Source organism: Comamonas flocculans (assembly GCF_007954405.1).
GTDB classification, from domain to species: Bacteria; Pseudomonadota; Gammaproteobacteria; order Burkholderiales; family Burkholderiaceae_C; genus Comamonas_C; species Comamonas_C flocculans.
This window is the reverse complement of sequence record NZ_CP042344.1, coordinates 3,080,271-3,101,276: the sequence shown is the minus strand read 5'-3', so window position 1 is coordinate 3,101,276 and position 21,006 is coordinate 3,080,271. Positions and strand designations below refer to the sequence as shown.

Below are 21,006 nucleotides of genomic sequence, written 5' to 3'. Positions count from 1 at the left end.
AACAGCCAATTAACGAAAAACCAGGCGCTCCGCCCGCTGCCATGTCTGCCCCTCGCCCCCTCGTTCCGGATGGCCCGCGCCCTGCGCTGGCGTCCCTGCCCGCTCAGGTCTGGCGCGGCGGCACGCTGGGCGCGGCCGAGGGCGCGGTGCTCTGCAGCCGCCACGCCCCGCTGGACGCCGAACTGCCCGGTGGCGGCTGGCCGCTGGGGGCGCTGGTGGAGCTGCTGCAGCGCCGCCCCGGCCTGCATGAATGGGCGCTGCTGCTGCCCGCCCTGGCGCAGCTGGCCGGCGGGCAGCGCGGCGTGATCGCGCTCGTGGGCGCGCCCCACCTGCCCTTTGGCCCGGCGCTGGCCGCGCGCGGCCTGCCCGCCGAGCGGCTCTTGTGCGTTCCCGCGGCAGCGCCGCTGCAGCGCCTGTGGGCCGCGGAGCAGGCGCTGCGCTGCCCCGACGTGCTCGCGCTGCTGCTGTGGCTGCCCCACGCGCAAGACCACGCGCTGCGCCGCCTGCATCTGGCGGCGCGCGGCCGGGCGCGGCCGCTGTTCGCCCTGCGCCCGCACACCGCACGTGTTCAGCCCTCGCCCGCGCCGCTGCGCCTGCTGCTGGAGGGCGACGGCGAAAGCCTGACGCTGGACCTGTTCAAGCGCCACGGTCCGCCCTTGAGCGCGCCGCTGCGGCTGCCCGCCCAGCCCCCGGCCCTGCGCGCGCTGCTGGCCGCCAGCCGCCAGCCCCGCGAAGCCCCGGGCCAAGAGACGCCACAGGCCTTGCGCAGTCGAGCGCCCGCGCAGGCGCTTTGCGCAGACCCTGTCGCTGGCAGGAGCCGTGGGCCGCAAGACCGCCCACCACCCCGGGCGGTGCTGGCAAAGGCTGTTTAGCGCCATGCACTGGATCGCCCTGCACCCGCGCGATGACACGCCCGAGGGCCGCCAATTGCTGGCCTGGCGCATGCTGGGCTACACCCCGCGCGTGGCGCTGGTGGAAGAGGCGGTGCTGATGGAGGTGCAAAGCTGTTTGCGCCTGTGGGGCGGGCTGAAGCGCCTGCTGGCCAGAATATCTGAGCAAAAATCGGCTCCAGCGCCCGCCAGACAAGCGCAAGGCGCTTCATCCCTGATAGCACTGGCACGCCTGCGCCTGCCGCCTGCGCAAAACCCGGATACACCGCCCCATGCCCTGCCGCTGGCCACCCTGAGCGCCGCCCGGCCCCATCTGCCGGTGCTGGCCCGCCTGGGCTGCCGCACCTGGGGCGATCTGCGCGCCCTGCCCCGCGCCGGGGTGGCGCGGCGCCTGGGTGCTGACTTGCTGGCGGCGCTGGACCAGGCCGAAGGCCGTGCGCCCGACATCCACGCCTGGGAGCAGCTGCCCGAGCGCTTTGATGAAGCGCTGGAGCTGCCCGTGCTGGCCACCACCACGGCCGAGCTGCACCCGGCGCTGGAACACCTGCTGCTGCGGCTGCAGGTCTGGCTCACGGCGCGGGTGCTGGGCGCGTCGGCGATTGCGCTGCACTGGCGCTTCGACCAGCGGCGCCTGAACGGCGCAGAGCTGCCCCCCGGCGCGGCGCTGGACATCCGCACCGCCCAGCCGGTGCAGGGCATGGCCCATCTGCGCCGTCTCATCGACGAACACCTGGCGCGCACGCCGCTGGCCGCGCCGGTCAACCGCCTGGGCCTGCGCACGCTGCAGCTCGCGCCCTGGCAAGGCCAGGCAGCCGGCCTGCTGCCGGGTGAACAAGGCCGGGGCGAGGCGCTGCATGAGCTGGTCGAGCGCCTGAGCGCCCGCCTGGGCCCCACGCAAGTGTTGATGGCGCAGCCCCACGCCGACCACCGGCCCGAGCGCATGCAGCGCTGGGTGCCGGCGCAGCAAGTGCTTGCGCAGGCGCAGCGCGCAGCGCCCCCCTGCACCGCCCTGCCGCTGGCCCCCACCTGGCTGCTGGCCACGCCCCAGCCCCTGACCACCCAGGACGAGCGCCCGCAGTGGCAAGGGCGGGCGCTCGCGCGGCTCACCCCCGCGCAGCGCATCGAAACCGGCTGGTGGGAAGAAGCCCATGCGCCGCCGCGGCGCGACTACTTCATCGCCCAGGCACCCGGCCAGGGCCTGGTGTGGATCTACCGCGAACAAAACCCCGGCGACGCCACGCCGCGCTGGTATCTGCACGGCCTGTATGCCTGAGCCCGCCGCCCTGCCCGGCTATGCCGAGCTGCATGCGATCAGCGCCTTCAGCTTCGGGCGCGGCGCCTCGCTGCCGCAGGAGCTGGTGCAGCGCGCGGTGGAGCTTGGCTACGCCGGCCTGGCGCTGACCGACGAATGCTCGGTGGCGGGCGTGGTGCGCGCCTGGGCCAGGCTGCGCGAACTCAGGGAAGAAGGCCGCGTGCCCGAGGGCTTTGCCCTGCTGTACGGCAGCGAGTTCGCCCTGCCCGGCGGGCGGCTGATCGCCATCGCGCGCCATCTGCAGGGCTGGGGCGGGCTGTGCCGCTTCATCACCGCCGCGCGCACCGGGGGCGCCGCCAAGGGCAGCTACCAAATCGACTGGCAGCACGGTAGCTTCAGCCTGCTGGCCGGCTGCGAAATCCTCTGGGTGCCCGAACCACCCACCAACAGCGCTATCGATGAAGAAGCTGTCAGCGCTTGCCTGGCAAGCGTTACAGCCAGATTTGACCCTGAACATCTGTGGCTGGCCGTGGAGCTGCTGCGCAGCCCTGAAGACCCGCTGTGGCTGGCTACGCTGCGCCTGCTGGGCGCTCGCCACGGCCTGCCGCTGGTGGCCGCGGGCGGGGTCTGCATGCACCGGCGCTCGCGCAAGCCGCTGCAGGACGTGCTGACCGCCACGCGCCTGAACCGCCCCGTGGCCGACTGCGGCCTGCAGCTTCAGCCCAGCGCCGAGCGCCACCTGCGCCACCGCCTGCTGCTCTCGCGCATCTACCCGCGCGCGCTCCTGCAGGCCACGCTGCAGGTGGTGCAGCGCTGCAGCGGCTTTGACCTGGCGCAGATCCACTACGACTACCCGCAGGAGAGCCTGCCCGCCGGCCTCACGCCCAGCCAGGCGCTGCGCCAGCGCGTGCTGCAGGGCATGGCCGAGCGCTACCCGCGCGGCACGCCCGTGCAAATCAGGCGCTACCTGGTCAAGGAGCTCAGGCTGATCGCCGCCTGCCGCTACGAGATGTTCTTCCTCACGGTGCACGACATCGTGTGTTTTGCGCGCGAGCGGGGCATCCTGTGCCAGGGGCGCGGCTCGGCGGCCAACTCGGTGGTCTGCTGGTGCCTGGGCATCACCGCGGCCAACCCCGAGCATTCGCACCCGCTGCTGGAGCGCTTCATCAGCCGCGAGCGGCGCCACGAGCCGCCCGACATCGACGTGGACTTCGAGCATGAGCGGCGCGAGGAGGTCATCCAGTACCTCTACGCCAAGTACGGGCGCGAACGCGCCGCGCTGGCCGCGGCCGTCATCACCTGGCGCCCGCGCAGCGCCATCCGCGCGGTGGGCGCGGCGCTCGGCCTGCCCCAGACCCTGATCGACGCCTATGCCCAGGACCACCCGGGCTTTCATGAAGCGCCCGGCGCCGCCCACCTGCAGGCGCTGGCGGTGCGCACCGGCGGCCAGCCGCTGAGCGAGCGCAGCGCCCTGCTCTGGCCCCTGCTGGCGCGCCAGCTTTTGGGCCTGCCGCGCCACCTGAGTCAGCACGTGGGCGGCTTCGTGCTCACGCAGACCCCGCTCACCTGCCTGGTGCCGGTGGAAAACGCCGCCATGGCGGGGCGCTCCGTCATCCAGTGGGACAAGAACGACATCAAAGACCTGGGCCTGATGAAGGTGGACGTGCTGGCGCTGGGCATGCTCAGCGCGATCCGCCGCACGCTGGAGCTGGTCAGTGAGCGCCGGGGCGCGCCCTTCACGCGCTACGACATCCCGCCGGACGACCCCGCCACCTACGCCATGGCGCGCCGCGCCGACACCGTGGGCGTGTTCCAGATCGAAAGCCGCGCGCAGATGGCCATGCTGCCGCGCCTGAAACCCGCCACCTTCTACGATCTGGTGGTGCAGGTGGCCTTGGTGCGTCCCGGTCCAGTGGCGGGCGGCATGGTGCGCCCCTACCTGCTGGCGCGCAGCCGCCGCGCGGCGGGCCGGGCCACGCGCTACGAACGCTCGGCCCTGGAAGACCCTGCGCAGCCGCCGCGCCTGATGCAGGCGCTGGCGCGCACCCTGGGCGTGCCCATCTTCCAGGAGCAGGTGATGCAGATGGCTATCCTCGCCGCGGGTTTTTCACCCGGCGAGGCCGACGCGCTGCGCCGCGGCATGGCCACCTTCAAGTACGGCGGCAACGTGCACAAGTTCGAGGCGCGCTTCATCGGCGGCATGGTGGCGGGCGGCTACCGGCCGGACTTCGCGCGGCGCATCTTCGAGCAGATCAAGGGCTTTGGCGAATACGGATTCCCGGAAAGCCATGCCTGGAGCTTTGCGCTGCTGGCCTACGAAAGCGCCTGGCTCAAGTGCCACGAGCCCGAGGCCTTCCTGGCCGCGCTGCTCAACGCCCAGCCCATGGGCTTTTACACCCCCTCGCAACTCATCCAGGACGCGCGCCGCCACGGCGTCGCAGTGCTGCCGGTGGACGTCACGCAAAGCGACTGGGACTGCCGTCTGCAGTACCCGCAGGCGGTGGTGCAGGATTGCAAGCCAAATCGGCCACAAACGCTTGCTGGTAAAGCGCTTTCAGCTATCGAAAACAAAGCTGATGCCGACCTTCGCCCCGCGGTGCGCCTGGGGCTGCGCCTGGTCGGCTCGCTGGGGCGCGAGGCCGGCGCGCGCATCGTGCAGGCGCGCACCCTGCGGCCCCTGGCCGGCACCGAAGACCTAGCGCTGCGCGCGCGGCTTGGCCGCGGCGAACTCAACGCCCTGGCCGCGGCCGATGCGCTGGCCAGTCTCGCAGGCCACCGGCGCCAGCAGACCTGGGAGGCCGCCGCGCTGCACGGCACCCCCCGGCTGCTGCAGGACGCGCCGGTGGGTGAGGCGCGGCTGTGCCTGCCCGCGGCCGCCGAGGCCGAGGAAATCATCCACGACTACGCCGCCCTGGGCCTGACGCTGCGCCGCCATCCGCTGGCGCTGCTGCGCCCGCACCTGGCGCGCCGGCGCCTGAGCAGCGCCGCCGCCCTGCTGGCCCTGCCGAGCGGGCGCAGCGTGCGCGCCTGCGGCCTGGTCACCGTGCGCCAGCGCCCGCAGACCGCGGGCGGCACGGTCTTCGTCACGCTGGAAGATGAAACCGGCACCGTGAACGTCATCATCGGGGCCGAACTGCGCGAGCGCCAGCGCCAAGTGCTGCTGCACGCTCGCTTGCTCGCGGTGCAGGGCCGCTGGCAGCGCACGTGCGCAGCGGAACCCGGCGCGGGCAGCGCCGCCTGCCATCTGGTGGCGGGGCAACTGGCCGATCTCACGCCGCTGCTCGGCCGGCTTGCCGGGCACAGCGGCAGGAGCCGCGACTTTCGCTGAAGCCGCCGCTGCCTCAGCCCAGGGCGGCAATCACCTCGGGCGGGGCCTGCACCAGCTCCAGCAGCACGCCTTCGCCGCTGATCGGAAACTGCTCATTGCCCCTGGGGTGCATGAAGCACACGTCATGGCCCGAAGCGCCCTTGCGTATCCCGCCCGGCGCAAAGCGCACGCCCTGCGCCGTCAGCCAGTCGACCGCCCCGGGCAGGTCGTCTATCCACAGGCCGATGTGGTTCAGCGGCGGAATATGCACCGCCGGCTTCTTGTCGATGTCCAGCGGCTGCATCAGGTCGACCTCCACCCTGGAGGCGCCGCTGCCCATGACCAGAATGTCTTCATCCACGTTCTCGCGCTCGCTCTGGAAGCTGCCGGTGGGCGTGAGGCCGAACATGTCCACCCACAAGCGGCGCAGGGCCGCTTTGTCAGTGCCGCCGATAGCGACCTGCTGTATGCCGAGAACCTTGAATGGACGACTTGCCATGCGCTTTACTCCTTGAAAATTTCATCGGCGCCACCCTGGCGCATCCAGACTGCCACCTGCTCGCGCGCGCGGGCCAGTTCCTGCTCCGACGCAAATTCCAGCCCCAGGCGCTTGCGCCGCGCCGCCGCGCCGGCCAGCAGCCGCACCCGGGCGCGGGGCAGACCGAAGACCTGCGCCGCCCAGGCCAGCAAGGCGGCATTGGCCTTGCCATCGACCGGCGGCGCGGCCAGGCACACGCGCAGCGCCGCACCATGGGCGCCGGCCGGCCCGGTGCGCCGCGCACCCGGCGTGGCGTGGATGGACAGCATGAGCGTGGGCGGCATGCCCGCCATTGTCAGGCCAGAGCGGCCCCACCCATAATCCCGGGTGACGCCACGCGTCAGCGGGCCTTCTGCAGCACCCCTGCGAGCACGATGGCGAGCGTGTAGCCAGTTCCTGCACGCGCCGTCCAGCGGCAGACACCCAACATGCAAATATTCATCAAAACCCTGACCGGCCAGACGATCACCCTCGAAGTCTCTTCCAGCGACAGCATCCAGCAGGTCAAATACCGGATACTGGACAAGACAGGCATACCCGTGGACCAGCAACTCCTGATTTTTGCCGGCAAGCAGCTCGAAGACGGCCGCACGCTGTCCGACTACAACATTCAAAAAGAGTCCACCTTGCATCTGGTGCTGCGCCTGCACGCTGCGGGGATCGCGCCCATTCCCTCGCTTTCGACCTGGGGGCTGATGGCCACAGCCAGCGGCATCGCGGCATTGGCACTCATCCGGCTGCGCAGCAGGCGCGCGCCCCGCTGACGTACCGCCGCGACAAAGCCTCTTTGCCATCAACGCGGCAGCAGGTATTGGCGCAGCCAGGCGGCGAAGTCGGCCTCTTGCAGATCGCCGGCAGCCAGGGCGAGGGTCTGCAGCGTTGCACTTTCGTCGCTGGCCGTCATGTCGTAGCCGTTGGCCACCAAAAACAGTTCAGCGCAAACGTAGGCGGTGCGCTTGTTGCCATCTATGAAAGGATGGTTGCGCACCAGGCCGTAGGCGTAGGCCGCGGCCAAATCGGCGGCATCGGGTTCGCCGTACAGCGCGAGATTGCGGGGGCGTGTCAGAGCGGACTCGAACAGACCGGCGTCGCGCAGACCGGCCGCGCCGCCATGTTCAGCCAACTGCTCCTCATGCACGGCCATCAACACTTCGTGCGTGACCCAGCGCCAGGAGGCATTGGCCGCCTTCATTTGGCCAGCTCACGCAGAACGTTGCGCCGCTTGCGCATGATCTCGCGCGCCATGGCCATCTGCTCGGCAAACTCCTCGTCATAGGGGCGCAAGGCCACCCCGTCGGGCAAGTCGCTCAGAAAGAGCGAATCGCCCTTTTGCACCTTCAGGCGCGCCAGCACCTCCTTGGGCAGGATGACGCCCATGGAGTTGCCGATCTGGGTGACTTTCAAGGCGGTGGCGGTGGACATGAGAGACCTCGCAAGCAAGTTATAACGTTCGTTATATTTTATGCCTGCCTTCGTCCTCGCGCCACCTGCAGCCTTCACTCACTCAAATTCGACGATGGGCTGGTCCACCGCCAGGCTCTCGCCCTGCGCTGCCTTGATCTCCTTGACCACGCCATCGGCACTGGCAAAGAGCACGTTCTCCATCTTCATCGCCTCGATTACCGCCACGCGCTCGCCCGCCTGTACCTTCTGCCCGGGCTTGACCGCCACGTTCACCAGCAGGCCAGGCATGGGCGAGAGCACGTACTTGCTCATGTCCGGCGGCGCCTTGTAGGGCATGAGCTTGAACAGCTCGGCGCGCGCGGGCGTGAGCACCAGCGCGTCGATCTGCGTGCCGTCGTGGATGATGCGCAGCGCCAGCGGGTTGCCGGCCAGGCCGCGCTCGACCTGGGCGGTGAAGCCCTTGCCGTTGCAGGCGCCTTGCACACGGATGCTGCCCAGGTGCGCGCTGCTACTGATGCGATAGCTCTTGCCGCCCACCAGCACTGCGCTGGAGCCCGATTGGTCCACATAGTCGGTGACGCTCACCTCATGCGGCACGTGCTGGCCTTCGGCGCCCAGCACCACGACGGTGAAGGCCTCGCCGACCTTGATCTCGTGCCCCACCATCTGCCCGCTGATGCCGCAGGCGCGCGCGCGGTAGCGCCGGTGCATGTAGGCGGCCAGCGCGACGAGGAAGTCCGGGTCCTCGTGCGGCACGTCCTCGGCGCGAAAGCCGTGCGGGTAGTGCTCGGCGATGAAGCCGGTGTTGAAGTTGCCGCTGGCAAAGTCCGGATGGCCGAGCAGCGCCGCCTGGAAGGGAATGCTGCTCATCACCCCGCGAATCACGAAGGCGTTGAGCGCGGCGCGCATCTTCTGGATGGCGTCGGCGCGGTCCTGCCCGTGCACGATGAGCTTGGCGATCATCGAGTCGTAGTACATCGGGATTTCGCCGCCCTCGTACACGCCGGTGTCCACGCGCACGCCGTAGCGCTTGTCCATGTCAGCCTGGAACATGGTCTGCTCGGGCGGCTCGAAGCGCACGAGCCGCCCGGTGGAGGGCAGGAAGTTGCGAAACGGGTCTTCGGCGTTGATGCGGCACTCGATGGCCCAGCCCTCGCGCTTGACCTGCGACTGCGTGAGGGTGAGCTGCTCGCCCGCGGCGATGCGGATCATCCACTCCACCAGGTCCAGTCCGGTGATGCTCTCGGTCACCGGGTGCTCCACCTGCAGGCGGGTATTCATCTCCAGGAAGTAGAAATCCTGATCCTTGCCGACGACGAACTCCACCGTGCCCGCACTCTGGTACTTGACCGCCTTGGCCAGCTGCACCGCCTGCTCGCCCATGGCCTTGCGCGTCGCCTCGGAGATGAAGGGCGAAGGTGCCTCCTCGATCACCTTCTGGTGGCGCCGCTGGATCGAACATTCGCGCTCGTTCAGATAAATGACATTGCCGAAACCGTCACCCAGCACCTGGATTTCGATGTGGCGCGGCTGCTGCACGAATTTTTCGATGAACACGCGGTCGTCGCCAAAGGCCGACAGCGCCTCGTGCTTGCAGGAGGCAAAGCCCTCGTGCGCCTCCTGGTCGTTCCAGGCCACGCGCAGTCCCTTGCCGCCGCCGCCGGCGCTGGCCTTGATCATTACCGGATAGCCCACGTCCCTGGCGATCTCCACCGCGTGTTCGGGCGAATCGATGGCTTCGTTCCAGCCAGGGATGCAGTTCACGCCCGCTTCCTTGGCCAGCTTCTTGGAAGCGATCTTGTCGCCCATCGCGGCAATCGCGTGGTGCTTGGGGCCGATGAAGGCCAGGCCCTCTTCTTCGACGCGGCGCGCAAAGCCCTCGTTCTCGCTCAGGAAGCCGTAGCCCGGGTGGATCGCCTGCGCGCCGGTCTGTTTGGCCGCGGCAATGATCTTGTCGGCCTGCAGGTAGGACTCGCGCGAGGGCGCCGGGCCGATGTGCACCGCCTCGTCGGCGAGCTTGACGTGGCGCGCCTCCTTGTCGGCGTCGGAATAGACCGCCACGGTGGCAATGCCCATCTTCTTGGCCGTCGCAATCACGCGGCAGGCGATTTCGCCACGGTTGGCGATCAGGATTTTTTCAAACATGGTGGTTCTCCGTGGCGAAATCGCCCGTGCCCGCTTCGCGTGCCATGCAATGTGCAGAAACGCCCACTCCGTGGCCGTTTTCGCCACGGTTGGCGATCAGGATTTTTTCAAACATGGTGGTTCTCCCCGCCTGCTCACAGCGGCATGTTGCCGTGCTTGCGCCACGGGTTTTCGAGTTGCTTGTTCTGCAGCATGCCCAGGGAGCGGCAGATGCGCTTGCGCGTCTCGTGCGGCTGGATCACGTCGTCGATGAAGCCGCGCGCACCCGCGACGAAGGGGTTGGCGAAGCGGGTCTTGTATTCGGCCTCGCGCGCGGCGAGCTTTTCCGGGTCGCCCTTGTCCTGGCGGAAGATGATCTCCACCGCGCCCTTGGCGCCCATGACGGCGATCTCGGCGTTGGGCCAGGCCAGGTTCACGTCGCCGCGCAGGTGCTTGGAGCTCATCACGTCGTACGCGCCGCCGTAGGCCTTGCGCGTGATCACCGTCACCTTGGGCACCGTGGCTTCGGCGTAGGCGAACAAGAGTTTGGCGCCATGGCGGATGATGCCGCCCCATTCCTGCGAGGTGCCGGGCATGAAGCCGGGCACGTCCACGAAAGTGATGATGGGAATGTTGAAGGCATCGCAAAAGCGCACGAAGCGCGCGGCCTTGATGGAGCTGCGAATGTCCAGGCAGCCGGCGAGCACCAGCGGCTGGTTGGCGACGATGCCCACGGGGTGGCCGTCCATGCGCCCGAACCCGATGACGATGTTCTTCGCGTAGTCGGGCTGCAGCTCGAAGAAGTCTCCGTCGTCCACGGTCTTGAGGATCAGCTCCTTCATGTCGTAGGGCTGGTTGGGGTTGGCCGGCACCAGGGTATCGAGGCTCAGGTCGGCGCGCTCTATCGGGTCCTTGCTCGGTCGCACCGGCGGCTTTTCGCGGTTGCTCAAAGGCAGGTAGTTGTACAGACGGCGCAGCATCAGGAGCGCCTCGACGTCGTTGTCAAAGGCCATGTCGGCCACGCCGCTCTTGGTGGTGTGGGTGATGGCTCCACCCAGTTCTTCGGACGTGACTTCCTCGTGCGTGACAGTCTTGACCACCTCGGGACCGGTCACGAACATGTAGCTGCTGTCCTTGACCATGAAGATGAAGTCCGTCATCGCCGGGCTGTAGACCGCGCCGCCCGCGCACGGGCCCATGATCATGGAAATCTGCGGCACCACGCCGCTGGCGAGCACGTTGCGCTGGAACACCTCGGCGTAGCCGCCGAGCGAGGCCACGCCTTCCTGGATGCGCGCGCCACCCGAATCGTTCAAGCCGATGACCGGCGCACCGACCTTGATCGCCTGGTCCATGATCTTGCAGATCTTCTCGGCATGCGCCTCGCTCAATGCACCGCCAAAGACCGTGAAGTCCTGGCTGAAGACGAACACTAGCCGGCCGTTGATCATGCCGTAGCCGGTGACCACGCCGTCGCCCGGAATCTTGTTGTCCTGCATGCCGAAGTCCGCGCAGCGGTGCTCGACGAACATGTCCCACTCTTCGAAGGTGCCTTCGTCGAGCAGCAGCTCGATACGCTCGCGCGCGGTGAGCTTGCCCTTGGCGTGCTGCGCATCGATGCGCTTTTGCCCGCCCCCCAGGCGCGCAAGTTCGCGCTTTTGCTCCAGTTGTTCCAGGATGGTTTGCATGCTTGGTCCTTGCTTGTGATCGGGTTGACTCTTCAACGGATAGCTTGCGGCGCTTGCCCTGCCTGCGCCGCAAGCAGATTTCGTGCTGCCGTACTGGCGGCGATGCGCCCGGCGACGACGTCGGCCTGCAGTTGCGGCAAGAGTTGCCGCACCGCGGGGTGCTGGCGGAAGGCGCTGCGCAGGCCGGCGTCGATGCGCTCCCACATCCAGGCCAGCGCCTGGCGCTCGCGGCGCGCGGCCAGTTCGCCATTGGCGCTTTGCAGGCGGCGGTATTCGCTCACCGCCGCCCAGAAGTCCTGCACGCCCTCGCCCTTGAGGGCGCTGATCGTCACCACCTTGGGATGCCAGCGCTGCGGGTCGTTCTGGGCGTGCTTGGGGTTGCCCTGCATCGCCATGATGCGCAGGCTGGAGGTGATCTGCGTGCGCGTGCGGATCGCCGCGCGCGGGTCGATGTCTGCCTTGTTGACCACCACCAGGTCCGCCAGCTCCATCACGCCCTTCTTGATCGCCTGCAAGTCGTCGCCGGCGTTGGGCAGCTGCAGCACGCAGAACATGTCGGTCATGCCGTGCGCCGCCGTCTCGCTCTGGCCCACGCCCACGGTCTCGACGATGACCACGTCGTAGCCCGCGGCCTCGCACACCAGAATGGCTTCGCGCGTCTTCTCGGCCACGCCGCCCAGCGTGCCGCTGGAGGGACTGGGGCGGATGTAGGCATGCTCCTGGCTCGCGAGCTGCTCCATGCGCGTCTTGTCGCCCAGGATCGAGCCGCCCGAGACGGTGGAGGAAGGGTCGATCGCCAGCACCGCCACCTTCAGCCCCTGGGCAATCAGGTACAGGCCCAGCGCCTCGATGAAGGTGGACTTGCCCACACCCGGCACACCGCTGATGCCCAGGCGCAGCGCGCGGCCGGTGTGCGCCAGCAGCTCGGTCAGCAGGGCATCGCCCTGCGCCCGGTGGTCGGCGCGCGTGGATTCCAGCAGCGTGATGGCCTTGGCCATGGCGCGCCGACGTGCCATGGGCGTGCCATGCAGCAGGGGTTCAAGCAGCGAAGGGACAACCATGGGTAGATCAGAGAATTTCAAACGCGCGCCCGTCGGGCAGGCGGTAGCGTGAGAAGTCGCGCACATCGATGGTCCAGACCTGCGCGATGGCAGTTTCGCCTGCTGCCCAGACCAGGCTCGCATCCGCAAAGTCCATTCGGGTACGGCGACCGTCGGTGTAGCGTTGCATCAGCGCGCGCATCTCTTGCAGATGCTCGGGATCAAACGGAAAGACCGAGACGCCGCCCTGCTCCACCCAGAGCAGCATGCGCGTGCCTATCTGCACGGGCAGGAAGTGCGAAGCCTCGACCACGCACGGCCAGGTGGTCGTGAGATGCCATCCGGCCCGCTCTTGCTGCAGCAACTGACGGTAATGGTCATGGGCGATGTCGTCCTCATCGAACAAGGCGACGAGTGGGCCGGTATCGAGCAGCGCGACGTTCACTGCGCACCGTCCTCGTTGTCGGGCACCCAGGCGACGCCTTTCTTGCGCGCTGCCTGGTATGCCAGCCAGTCACGGCTCTGCGCCTCGTTCTGGGAGCGCAGTTTGTCCCGCAGGCGCTCGCCGGTGCTCTGCGGCTGCGCCGATGCATCGTCGGGCGCGGGGTCGGCTACGCGATATTGCGCCGCGGATGCCATGACCTCGTGATAGAGCTGCGCCGGGTCCTTGCGCCCCAGCGCGCGCTCGACCGCGTCGATGATGAACTGCGACTTGGTTTTCCCCAGGCGGCGCGCGGCCTGCTCCAGCTCCTTTTCAAGCAAGGGGTCCATGCGAACGGAAACGGCCATGGTGCATCCTCCGGTTGAAATACGGTATTACTGTATCTCAACTGCCCGGCTCAGGCAATTGCCTGCTTGATCTTTTCCAGCACGTCCCTGGCGCAAGCCGGTATCGGCGTGCCCGGGCCGTAAATGCCCTGGGCGCCCGCCTGGTAGAGGAAGTCGTAGTCCTGGCGCGGCACCACGCCGCCGACAAAGACCACGATGTCGTCCGCGCCCTGCTTTCTCAGTTCGTTGATGATGGCCGGCACCAGCGTCTTGTGACCGGCCGCGAGCGTGGAGACGCCAATCGCGTGCACGTCGTTCTCTATCGCCTGGCGCGCGCATTCCTCGGGCGTCTGGAACAGGCTGCCGATGTCCACGTCGAAGCCCAGGTCGGCAAAGGCCGTGGCGACCACCTTGGCGCCGCGGTCGTGCCCGTCCTGGCCGAGCTTGGCCACCATCAGTCGCGGGCGGCGGCCTTGCGCGTGAGCGAAGGCATCGATCTCGGCCTGGATGGCGTTCCAGCTCTCGGGGGAATCGTAAGCGGCTGCATACACACCGGTCACCTTTTGCGTGTCGGCGCGGTGGCGCCCGAAAATCTTTTCCAGCGCGTCGCTGACCTCGCCCACCGTGGCGCGCAGGCGTATGGCCTGGATGGACAAGTCCAGCAGGTTGCCTTCACCGGTTTTTGCTACATTCGTGAGAGCTGCCAGCGCTTGCTCCACCTTGGCTGAGTCGCGTTTTTGCTTCAAATCCTTCAGGCGTGCAATCTGGCTCTCGCGCACCTTGACGTTGTCCACCTCCAGGATGTCCACCGCGTCTTCCTTGGCCAGCTTGTACTTGTTGACGCCGACGATCACTTCCTTGCCCGAGTCGATCAGCGCCTGCTTCTCGGCCGCCGCCGCCTCGATCTTGAGCTTGGCCCAGCCGGAATCGACCGCGGCGGTCATGCCGCCCATGTCTTCCACTTCCTCGATGATCTTCCACGCGGCGTCCGCCATGTCCTGCGTGAGCTTTTCCATCATGTAGGAGCCCGCCCAGGGGTCGATCACCTTGGTGATGTGGGTTTCTTCCTGGATGATGAGCTGGGTGTTGCGCGCGATGCGGGCGGAGAACTCGGTGGGCAGCGCAATCGCCTCGTCGAAGGAATTGGTGTGCAGGCTCTGCGTGCCGCCAAAGACCGCCGCCATCGCCTCGATGGTGGTGCGCACCACGTTGTTGTACGGGTCCTGCTCGGTGAGCGACCAGCCCGAGGTCTGGCAGTGCGTGCGCAGCATCAGGCTCTTGGGCTTCTTCGCATCGAACCCTTTCATGATGCGGCACCACAGCAGGCGTGCGGCGCGCATCTTGGCGATCTCCAGATAGAAATTCATGCCGATCGCCCAGAAGAAACTCAGGCGCCCGGCAAAGTCGTCCACGTCCATGCCCTTGGCGATCGCGGTCTTCACGTATTCCTTGCCGTCGGCCAGGGTAAAGGCCAGCTCCAGCGCCTGGTTGGCCCCCGCCTCCTGCATGTGGTAGCCGCTGATCGAGATCGAGTTGAATTTCGGCATGTGTTTGGCCGTGTACTCGATGATGTCGCCCACGATGCGCATGCTGGGCTGCGGCGGGTAGATGTAGGTGTTGCGCACCATGAACTCTTTCAGAATGTCGTTCTGAATGGTTCCGGAAAGCTGATCCTGCGCCACCCCCTGCTCTTCGGCGGCCACGACGTAGCCTGCGAGCACCGGCAGCACCGCGCCGTTCATGGTCATGCTGACGCTGACCTTGTCCAGCGGAATGCCGTCGAACAGCACCTTCATGTCCTCCACGCTGTCGATCGCCACACCCGCCTTGCCTACGTCGCCGGTCACGCGCGGATGGTCGCTGTCGTAGCCGCGGTGCGTTGCCAGGTCGAACGCCACCGACACGCCCTGCCCGCCGGCGGCCAGCGCCTTGCGGTAGAAGGCGTTGGACTCCTCGGCAGTGGAAAAGCCCGCGTACTGGCGGATGGTCCAGGGTCGCCCGGCGTACATCGTCGCCTGCGGGCCGCGCAGGTAAGGCTCGAAGCCCGGCAGCGTGTTGGCATAAGGCAGTTGCGCCGTGTCCGCCGCGGTGTACAGGGGCTTCACGGTGATGCCGTCGGCCGTCACCCAGTTGAGCCGGCCCACGTCACCGCCGGGCGCGGATTTGGCAGCCGCCTTGGCCCATGCGGCGAGGTCGGCGGATTGGAATGAGGGGAAAGGTTCACTCATGGTGGCTGCGAGGTGTGGAGAAAGGGGCAGGACGTGCCCGACGGGCACGCACGACCGGCCCTGGGCCTGCCGAAATGCAATGGACGAAGTCTAACAGAGTCTGTAATTATTAATTCATTATTCCATTTCGGTTACAGTGCGCCCATGCCCCACGCTACCCTGAACCACCGCGCGCTCTACGAAGAAGTGGCCGAGCAGTTGCGCCAGCGCATCTTCCAGCGCGAACTGGAGCCGGGCAGCTGGATAGACGAGCTCAGGATCGCCGAGGAATTCGGCATCAGCCGCACGCCCCTGCGCGAGGCGCTGAAGGTGCTCGCCACCGAGGGACTGGTCACGATGAAGGTACGCCGCGGCGCCTACGTGACCGAGACTTCCGAAAAAGACCTGCGCGACATCTACCACCTGCTGGCCCTGCTCGAAAGCGACGCGGCCGCCGAAGTGGCGCGCGCTGCCAGCGGCGCCGAGTTGGCCGAGCTGCAGGCGCTGCACGACGAACTGGAAGGCGCGGCGGACCAGCACGAGCGCTTCTTCGCACTCAACGAACACTTTCACATCCGTGTGCTGGAGCTTGCCGACAACCGCTGGCGCCAGCAGATGGTGGGCGATTTGCGCAAGGTGATGAAGCTCAACCGCCACAATTCGCTGTTCAAGCGCGGGCGCATCGCCGATTCGCTGGCCGAGCACCGCGCCATCATGGCCGCGCTGCGCGAGCGCCAGCCTGAAGCCGCCGCGCAGGCCGTGCGCGAGCACTTTGCCAACGGCCTGCAAGCCGCCGGTTGATACTACGTTTTTCATAGCTGCTTGCGCTTGATGGCAAAGCGCAGGAAGCCAAATTCATTAGAATACGGCTCCCCTCCCGCCTGCTTGCCCGTGCCTGAAGTCTCCTTGTCCTGTTCACCCTGGCGCCTGTCCGTTGCCCCCATGATGGAATGGACGGACCGCCACTGCCGTTACTTTCACCGCCTGCTCACGCGCCACGCCCTGCTCTATACCGAGATGGTGACCACCGGCGCGCTGCTGCATGGCGATGTGGCACGCCACCTGCGCTTTGATGCGCTCGAACACCCCGTTGCGCTGCAGCTGGGAGGCAGCGAGCCGGCCGAGCTGGCGCAGGCCGCCCAGATCGGGCAGCGCTGGGGCTATGACGAAATCAACCTCAACTGCGGTTGCCCGAGCGAGCGCGTGCAGCGCGGCGCCTTTGGCGCCTGCCTGATGCGCGAGCCGCAACTCGTGGCCGACTGCGTCAAGGCGATGGTGGATGCGGTCCAGCTCCCCGTCACCGTCAAGCATCGCATCGGCATAGACCAGGACGAGAGCTACGCCTTCGTGCGCGACTTCGTCGGCACCGTGGCCGATGCGGGCTGCCGCGTCTTCATCGTCCATGCACGCAATGCCTGGCTGCAAGGCCTCTCGCCCAAGGAAAACCGCGAGATCCCGCCGCTGCGCCATGAGGTCGCGCAGCGGCTCAAGCAGGACTTCCCCGGGCTGTGCATCGTGGTCAACGGCGGACTCAAGACCAACGCAACCATTGCCGCGCAACTGGCCCTGCTCGATGGCGTGATGGTGGGACGCGAGGCCTACCACAATCCCTGGCTGCTCGCCTCGTGGGACGGCGCCTTCTTCGGCCTCAGTGGCCCCGCGCCCGAGCGCGACGCGGTGGAGCGCGCGATGGTCGGCTACATGCAGCGCGAGGCGCAAGCGCATGGCACCCCCTGGGCAACGATCGCGCGGCACATGCTCGGCCTCAGAAGCGGCCTGCCGGGCGCACGCCACTGGCGGCGCACCTGGAGCGACCATCGGCTCAGGCACCTTGCCCCGCAGGAAGTGATGGCGCGCGCGCACGCGGCGCCGGTGCGCGAAGCGGCCGACGCCCTGGCACCGTGACAGCGCCGCCAGCGCGAAGCCCGAGCCCCTGAATTGCCCTGCTGCGCCGAGCATGTTCACCCGATTGCCGGTCCGCGCAGGCCGCACAATGCAGCGACCAAGCCCGCGGCATCCGCGGCCGCCCGGCCCGCGCAAAACGTAAACAGCTGCTACTTCCGAGTCCCATGTGTGACAGGCCATGGGGGGAAGCCCCCGGTACACGCTTCTTCGATTATTGATATATTGCGCCGCAACATAGCCACGGTACTGCCATGCTCTACACGCTTTACGAGACCCAGCGCACCTTGATGGAGCCCATCTCCTACATGGCCAAGGGCCTGTCCAAGTTCTACAGCAACCCGCAGTGGCCCTTCAGCGAAACCCAGCTGGCGCACCGCGTTTCCGCCGGTTACGACCTGCTCTACCGCCTGGGCAAGGATTACGAGAAGCCCGGCTTCGACATCCGCAAGGTGCCGGTGGACGGCGTGGATGTGGCGATCGACGAGCGCATCGAAGTCGACAAGCCGTTTTGCGAGCTGCGCCGCTTCAAGCGCTTCTCGGACGATCCGCCGACGCTGGAAAAACTCAAGGCCCAGCCGGTGGTGCTGGTGGTCGCGCCACTGTCGGGCCACCACGCGACGCTGCTGCGCGAGACGGTGCGCATGCTGCTGACGGGCCACAAGGTCTACATCACCGACTGGAAGAATGCGCGCGACGTGCCGCTCGATGACGGCATCTTCGGCCTGGATGACTACGTCAACTACGTGCAGGAGTTCGTCCGCCACGTACAGGGCATCTACGGCTACTGCCACGTGATCAGCGTGTGCCAGCCCACGGTGCCGGTGCTCGCCGCCATCTCGCTCATGGCCAGCCGCGGCGAACAGACGCCGCAGACCATGACCATGATGGGCGGGCCCATCGACGCGCGCCGCTCGCCCACCTCGGTGAACAACCTGGCCATCCAGCACAGCTTCGAGTGGTTCGAGAACAACGTCATCTACCGCGTGCCCAGCCGCTTTGCGGGCAGCGGTCGCGCGGTCTATCCGGGCTTCCTGCAGCACGCGGGCTTCATCGCCATGAACCCGGACCGCCACGCATCCAGCCACTACGACTACTTCCTGAACCTGATCAAGGACGACGACAACAACGCCGAAGCCCATCGCAAGTTCTACGACGAATACAACGCGGTGCTGGACATGGACGCCGCCTACTATCTGGACACGATACGCACGGTGTTCCAGGACTACAGCCTGGTCAATGGCACCTGGGACGTGGTCTCGCCCGCGGGCGAGACCGAACGCGTGCGCCCACAGGACATTGCACGCACGGCATTGCTGACGGTCGAGGGCGAGCTCGACGACATCTCCGGCTGCGGCCAGACCCGGGCCGCGCACGACCTGTGCACGGCGATCGCCGCCGACCGCCGCCAGCACCTGGAAGTCCAGGGCGCGGGCCATTACGGCATCTTCAGCGGCCGTCGCTGGCGCGAGATCGTCTACCCGGTGGTACGCGACTTCATCCTGAAGCACCAGGCCAGCCCGCCGGCTGCTGCGGTTGTGCCGGTCACCGCCCGCAGGAGCACCCCGGCGCGCAAGCGCAAGGCAGCGTGAGCATCCCGCCCGAAGATTCGAAGACAGCGCACCTGGCCGAGCGCATCAACGCAGCGCTGCCGCAGACGCAGTGCACGCGCTGCGGTTTTGCCGACTGCGCCGCCTACGCCCACGCCATCGCCAGCGGCGAAGCCGCCATCAACCAGTGCCCACCCGGCGGCGCCGAGGGTGTGGCGCGCCTGGCGGCCATCACCGGCCAGAGCGCGCTGGCGCTGAACCCCGAACACGGCCTGGAAAAGCCGCGCGCGCTTGCGGTCATCGATGAAGACTGGTGCATAGGCTGCACGCGCTGCATGAAGGTCTGCCCGACGGACGCCATCGTCGGCATCCACAAGCGCATGCACACCATCCTGGACGAGCATTGCACCGGCTGCGAGCTCTGCGTGGACGCCTGCCCGGTCGATTGCATCAGCATGGAAGACGTGACCGGAGAGGCAACCGGCTGGGCCGCCTGGTCGGAGCAACTGCAGGAACATGCGCGCAGCCGCTACACCGCGCGCCAGGCGCGGCTGAGCGCGGACAGGGAACTGGGCTACGTCGCACGCACGCCCGCGCGGCCCGCGCCGTCCGACGCCGAGGCGCGCCATGCCACCATCGACGCGATCGTGGCCCAGGTACGCCAGACGCAATAGCCGGGGAAGGCCTGCGTGACCCTCACGTGGGCGGGCGACAGCGCAGGCCGGGCAAGATGCCAAGTGCTTTCTGCGGCCGACGGCGGCGGCCATCAGCCAGAAGGGCAAGGCCCCGGACCGCCCGGAGCTGCGCCGGCAACCCACGCAGGCAGTCTGCCGGCCTTTCCTAGGCGCTGGCCAGCGTCTTGTAGACGCCGCAGCCGACGTAGTAATTTTCCCCAGCCAGGCGCACGTAGGACATCTTGGTCTGTACCTTGCCGTTGGTGGGATTGGTGTAGTCGTATTCCACCCAGCCAGGGCCGCGGCGCGCCTGCTCGACGATGGCCCGCGTCAGGCCGTCGCCGTCGACACCCGGCACTTCCTGCACGCGCGTGCCGACGCGGGCCGGGTTGCCGCCGAAGGCCAGATACTTGCCACTGGCGTCCAGCACGAAGACGTACATGTCGCGGTCGTGAAAGGGCTGATTCCTGTCCGTCAGCGTCTGCAGGAAGACTTCGTCGGAACTGTTGCCATACAGCGCATGCGCGCGCTCCACCAGCGCCACCGCCTCCTCGGCCGTGCCCTGCTGCAGGCGGAACTTGCGCACCGCCTGGGTGAGCGTGGACGCCCGCGCCTGCAAGGCCTGCGCCTGCTGCACCGCGTCGCCCACCATGTCGGCATTGCTCTGGGTGATGCTCTCGAGCTGCTGCACCGCGTCGCCGATCTCGTTCAGACCCAGGTGCTGCTCATGCACCGAATTGGAAATGCCCCCGAGCCGGTCGGCCACCGAGCGTATCCCCGTGGCCATCGCCTGGATGCCGTCGCCCGCGGTGCGGATCTGGTCGGCGCTGGCCTGCACCTGCGTCACCGACGTGCCGATCAGGCCGCGTATCTCGCGCGCCGCCTCGGCAGAACGCCCTGCCAGAGAACGCACCTCGCCGGCTACCACCGCGAAGCCGCGCCCCTGCTCGCCCGCGCGTGCGGCCTCGACGGCAGCGTTCAGCGCCAGGATATTGGTCTGGAACGCAATCCCGTCGATCACGCCGATGATCTCGTTCATGCGCTTGGCACCGTTCTGGATGGTGTGCACCGACTCGACCGCACGCTCCATGGCCTGCACGCCCGCATCGGCCGCGTGGCGCACCCGGCCCGCCTGCTCGTCCGCATCGCGTGCAGCCTGGGCGTCGTTTTCCAGGGCGGTGGTCAACTCATGCACGCTGGCCGTGGTGCGCTCCAGGTGGTCGCCCTGCTGATCGGTGCGCTGGGCAAGCTGCTCGTTGTCCGCCAGCAAGCACTGGCCGGCGTGGGCCACCAATGCGGCGTTGCTGCGTATGTCCGCCACCATGGCCGACAGCGTCAGCACCATCTGGTTGAGACGCTCACCGAGCTGCGCGAGTTGTCCGCGGCCGACGACCGCGGCGCGCACCGACAAGTCACCCTGGGCAACGCTTTCCATGACGCGATCAAGCTGTGCCAGATCGCCCTCCAGCCCTTGCCAGACGCAGGCCATCAAATACAGCCACAGCGCCCCCGCCAGGCACCAGAGCCAGACCGCGGCTGGCGCCAGCACTGCCAGCGCCAGCGCCAGCAACGCCAGCAGGCCCAGCAGCGTGAATCGCCCGCCCAACGCGAATCGATGCAGTAGCCAGATGCCGGGACGCAGAAATACGGTGCCATTCATGC

The 21,006-nt window shown here is 67.7% G+C and carries 20 protein-coding genes; 8 read left to right on the top strand and 12 right to left on the bottom strand.

All coding sequences use genetic code 11. From position 1 onward, the window contains the following. The first annotated feature begins 41 nt into the window (after positions 1–41). Genes imuA through FOZ74_RS14775 form a run of 3 tightly spaced genes read left to right on the top strand, consistent with a single transcriptional unit; the run spans position 42 to position 5,470 of the window. Complete coding sequence (gene imuA / locus FOZ74_RS14785) at positions 42–872, top strand: translesion DNA synthesis-associated protein ImuA (protein WP_146913773.1); 831 nt, start codon at positions 42–44, stop codon at positions 870–872. A 4-nt stretch (positions 873–876) separates the two neighbouring features. After that, entirely contained in the window at positions 877–2,163 is a 1,287-nt protein-coding gene (locus FOZ74_RS16425; RefSeq protein WP_255437659.1) for a DNA polymerase Y subunit UmuC family protein, read from the top strand. After that, positions 2,156–5,470: an error-prone DNA polymerase gene (locus tag FOZ74_RS14775; protein WP_255437657.1), complete on the top strand. Its 3,315-nt coding sequence runs from the start codon at positions 2,156–2,158 to the stop codon at positions 5,468–5,470. The genes FOZ74_RS16425 and FOZ74_RS14775 overlap by 8 nt, the downstream gene beginning before the upstream one ends. Positions 5,471–5,483: 13 nt before the next feature. Here FOZ74_RS14775 and FOZ74_RS14770 read toward each other — a convergent pair whose 3' ends face one another. Both FOZ74_RS14770 and FOZ74_RS14765 read right to left on the bottom strand, forming a co-directional pair. Then, positions 5,484–5,948, bottom strand: a complete 465-nt coding sequence (locus FOZ74_RS14770) for a VOC family protein (protein WP_146913771.1) — start codon at positions 5,946–5,948, stop codon at positions 5,484–5,486. Between the two features lie 5 nt (positions 5,949–5,953). Then, on the bottom strand, positions 5,954–6,271 hold the full coding sequence (locus FOZ74_RS14765) for a DUF167 domain-containing protein (protein WP_146913770.1): 318 nt from the start codon (positions 6,269–6,271) through the stop codon (positions 5,954–5,956). A 144-nt stretch (positions 6,272–6,415) separates the two neighbouring features. Between FOZ74_RS14765 and FOZ74_RS14760 the strand changes: the two genes are divergently transcribed. Further along, positions 6,416–6,751, top strand: a complete 336-nt coding sequence (locus FOZ74_RS14760) for a ubiquitin-like protein (protein ID WP_146913769.1) — start codon at positions 6,416–6,418, stop codon at positions 6,749–6,751. A gap of 29 nt (positions 6,752–6,780) precedes the next feature. Here FOZ74_RS14760 and FOZ74_RS14755 read toward each other — a convergent pair whose 3' ends face one another. The 9 genes from FOZ74_RS14755 to scpA all read right to left on the bottom strand — a co-directional run bounded on the left by FOZ74_RS14755 (position 6,781) and on the right by scpA (position 15,239). Then, positions 6,781–7,179, bottom strand: coding sequence for a type II toxin-antitoxin system death-on-curing family toxin (locus FOZ74_RS14755; RefSeq protein ID WP_146913768.1), 399 nt, complete (start codon positions 7,177–7,179; stop codon positions 6,781–6,783). Next, positions 7,176–7,409, bottom strand: coding sequence for an AbrB/MazE/SpoVT family DNA-binding domain-containing protein (locus tag FOZ74_RS14750; protein ID WP_146913767.1), 234 nt, complete (start codon positions 7,407–7,409; stop codon positions 7,176–7,178). The genes FOZ74_RS14755 and FOZ74_RS14750 overlap by 4 nt, the downstream gene beginning before the upstream one ends. A gap of 78 nt (positions 7,410–7,487) precedes the next feature. Further along, positions 7,488–9,536 (bottom strand): acetyl-CoA carboxylase biotin carboxylase subunit, encoded by a 2,049-nt coding sequence (accC, locus tag FOZ74_RS14745; protein WP_146913766.1) that lies wholly within the window; start codon positions 9,534–9,536, stop codon positions 7,488–7,490. Further along, a complete protein-coding gene (locus FOZ74_RS16420) occupies positions 9,529–9,651 on the bottom strand; it encodes a hypothetical protein (RefSeq protein ID WP_255437656.1) in 123 nt (40 codons plus the stop codon). Before FOZ74_RS16420 ends, accC begins: the two co-directional genes overlap by 8 nt. A gap of 19 nt (positions 9,652–9,670) precedes the next feature. Beyond that, a complete protein-coding gene (locus FOZ74_RS14740) occupies positions 9,671–11,203 on the bottom strand; it encodes an acyl-CoA carboxylase subunit beta (RefSeq protein WP_146913765.1) in 1,533 nt (510 codons plus the stop codon). A 32-nt stretch (positions 11,204–11,235) separates the two neighbouring features. Then, positions 11,236–12,264, bottom strand: a complete 1,029-nt coding sequence (meaB, locus tag FOZ74_RS14735) for a methylmalonyl Co-A mutase-associated GTPase MeaB (RefSeq protein ID WP_146913764.1) — start codon at positions 12,262–12,264, stop codon at positions 11,236–11,238. Between the two features lie 7 nt (positions 12,265–12,271). Further along, the gene (locus FOZ74_RS14730) at positions 12,272–12,688 is read right to left on the bottom strand and encodes a type II toxin-antitoxin system VapC family toxin (protein WP_146913763.1); all 417 of its coding nucleotides are present in this window, start codon (positions 12,686–12,688) and stop codon (positions 12,272–12,274) included. After that, positions 12,685–13,032, bottom strand: a complete 348-nt coding sequence (locus FOZ74_RS14725) for a ribbon-helix-helix protein, CopG family (RefSeq protein WP_146913762.1) — start codon at positions 13,030–13,032, stop codon at positions 12,685–12,687. Before FOZ74_RS14725 ends, FOZ74_RS14730 begins: the two co-directional genes overlap by 4 nt. Before the next feature lie 50 nt (positions 13,033–13,082). Continuing rightward, positions 13,083–15,239: a methylmalonyl-CoA mutase gene (gene scpA / locus FOZ74_RS14720; protein WP_146913761.1), complete on the bottom strand. Its 2,157-nt coding sequence runs from the start codon at positions 15,237–15,239 to the stop codon at positions 13,083–13,085. 144 nt (positions 15,240–15,383) lie between these two features. On the opposite strand from scpA, the gene FOZ74_RS14715 reads away from it, so the two are divergent. From FOZ74_RS14715 to FOZ74_RS14700, 4 genes are all read left to right on the top strand, one after another. Further along, on the top strand, positions 15,384–16,019 hold the full coding sequence (locus FOZ74_RS14715; RefSeq protein ID WP_146913760.1) for a GntR family transcriptional regulator: 636 nt from the start codon (positions 15,384–15,386) through the stop codon (positions 16,017–16,019). 141 nt (positions 16,020–16,160) lie between these two features. Continuing rightward, positions 16,161–17,123 (top strand): tRNA dihydrouridine(20/20a) synthase DusA, encoded by a 963-nt coding sequence (gene dusA / locus FOZ74_RS14710; RefSeq protein WP_255437654.1) that lies wholly within the window; start codon positions 16,161–16,163, stop codon positions 17,121–17,123. A gap of 251 nt (positions 17,124–17,374) precedes the next feature. Beyond that, positions 17,375–18,712, top strand: coding sequence for a polyhydroxyalkanoate depolymerase (locus FOZ74_RS14705; protein ID WP_146913758.1), 1,338 nt, complete (start codon positions 17,375–17,377; stop codon positions 18,710–18,712). Further along, entirely contained in the window at positions 18,709–19,344 is a 636-nt protein-coding gene (locus FOZ74_RS14700; RefSeq protein ID WP_146913757.1) for an RnfABCDGE type electron transport complex subunit B, read from the top strand. Before FOZ74_RS14705 ends, FOZ74_RS14700 begins: the two co-directional genes overlap by 4 nt. 166 nt (positions 19,345–19,510) lie before the next feature. Here the strand turns inward: FOZ74_RS14700 and FOZ74_RS14695 are convergent, their stop codons facing one another. Beyond that, positions 19,511–21,004: a methyl-accepting chemotaxis protein gene (locus FOZ74_RS14695; protein WP_146913756.1), complete on the bottom strand. Its 1,494-nt coding sequence runs from the start codon at positions 21,002–21,004 to the stop codon at positions 19,511–19,513. Positions 21,005–21,006: the final 2 nt, after the last annotated feature.

What these genes read in the sequence shown, in the direction of transcription:
- FOZ74_RS14775 (WP_255437657.1), top strand. Translation starts at nt 2,156, where the DNA reads ATGCCTGAGCCCGCCGCCCTGCCCGGCTATGCCGAGCTGCATGCGATC.
- FOZ74_RS16425 (WP_255437659.1), top strand. Translation starts at nt 877, where the DNA reads ATGCACTGGATCGCCCTGCACCCGCGCGATGACACGCCCGAGGGCCGC.
- FOZ74_RS14750 (WP_146913767.1), bottom strand. Translation starts at nt 7,409, where the DNA reads ATGTCCACCGCCACCGCCTTGAAAGTCACCCAGATCGGCAACTCCATG.
- FOZ74_RS14755 (WP_146913768.1), bottom strand. Translation starts at nt 7,179, where the DNA reads ATGAAGGCGGCCAATGCCTCCTGGCGCTGGGTCACGCACGAAGTGTTG.
- FOZ74_RS14740 (WP_146913765.1), bottom strand. Translation starts at nt 11,203, where the DNA reads ATGCAAACCATCCTGGAACAACTGGAGCAAAAGCGCGAACTTGCGCGC.
- FOZ74_RS14765 (WP_146913770.1), bottom strand. Translation starts at nt 6,271, where the DNA reads ATGCCGCCCACGCTCATGCTGTCCATCCACGCCACGCCGGGTGCGCGG.
- FOZ74_RS14725 (WP_146913762.1), bottom strand. Translation starts at nt 13,032, where the DNA reads ATGGCCGTTTCCGTTCGCATGGACCCCTTGCTTGAAAAGGAGCTGGAG.
- dusA (WP_255437654.1), top strand. Translation starts at nt 16,161, where the DNA reads ATGATGGAATGGACGGACCGCCACTGCCGTTACTTTCACCGCCTGCTC.
- FOZ74_RS14695 (WP_146913756.1), bottom strand. Translation starts at nt 21,004, where the DNA reads ATGAATGGCACCGTATTTCTGCGTCCCGGCATCTGGCTACTGCATCGA.
- FOZ74_RS16420 (WP_255437656.1), bottom strand. Translation starts at nt 9,651, where the DNA reads ATGTTTGAAAAAATCCTGATCGCCAACCGTGGCGAAAACGGCCACGGA.
- FOZ74_RS14770 (WP_146913771.1), bottom strand. Translation starts at nt 5,948, where the DNA reads ATGGCAAGTCGTCCATTCAAGGTTCTCGGCATACAGCAGGTCGCTATC.
- imuA (WP_146913773.1), top strand. Translation starts at nt 42, where the DNA reads ATGTCTGCCCCTCGCCCCCTCGTTCCGGATGGCCCGCGCCCTGCGCTG.
- FOZ74_RS14705 (WP_146913758.1), top strand. Translation starts at nt 17,375, where the DNA reads ATGCTCTACACGCTTTACGAGACCCAGCGCACCTTGATGGAGCCCATC.
- accC (WP_146913766.1), bottom strand. Translation starts at nt 9,536, where the DNA reads ATGTTTGAAAAAATCCTGATCGCCAACCGTGGCGAAATCGCCTGCCGC.
- meaB (WP_146913764.1), bottom strand. Translation starts at nt 12,264, where the DNA reads ATGGTTGTCCCTTCGCTGCTTGAACCCCTGCTGCATGGCACGCCCATG.
- FOZ74_RS14715 (WP_146913760.1), top strand. Translation starts at nt 15,384, where the DNA reads ATGCCCCACGCTACCCTGAACCACCGCGCGCTCTACGAAGAAGTGGCC.
- scpA (WP_146913761.1), bottom strand. Translation starts at nt 15,239, where the DNA reads ATGAGTGAACCTTTCCCCTCATTCCAATCCGCCGACCTCGCCGCATGG.
- FOZ74_RS14760 (WP_146913769.1), top strand. Translation starts at nt 6,416, where the DNA reads ATGCAAATATTCATCAAAACCCTGACCGGCCAGACGATCACCCTCGAA.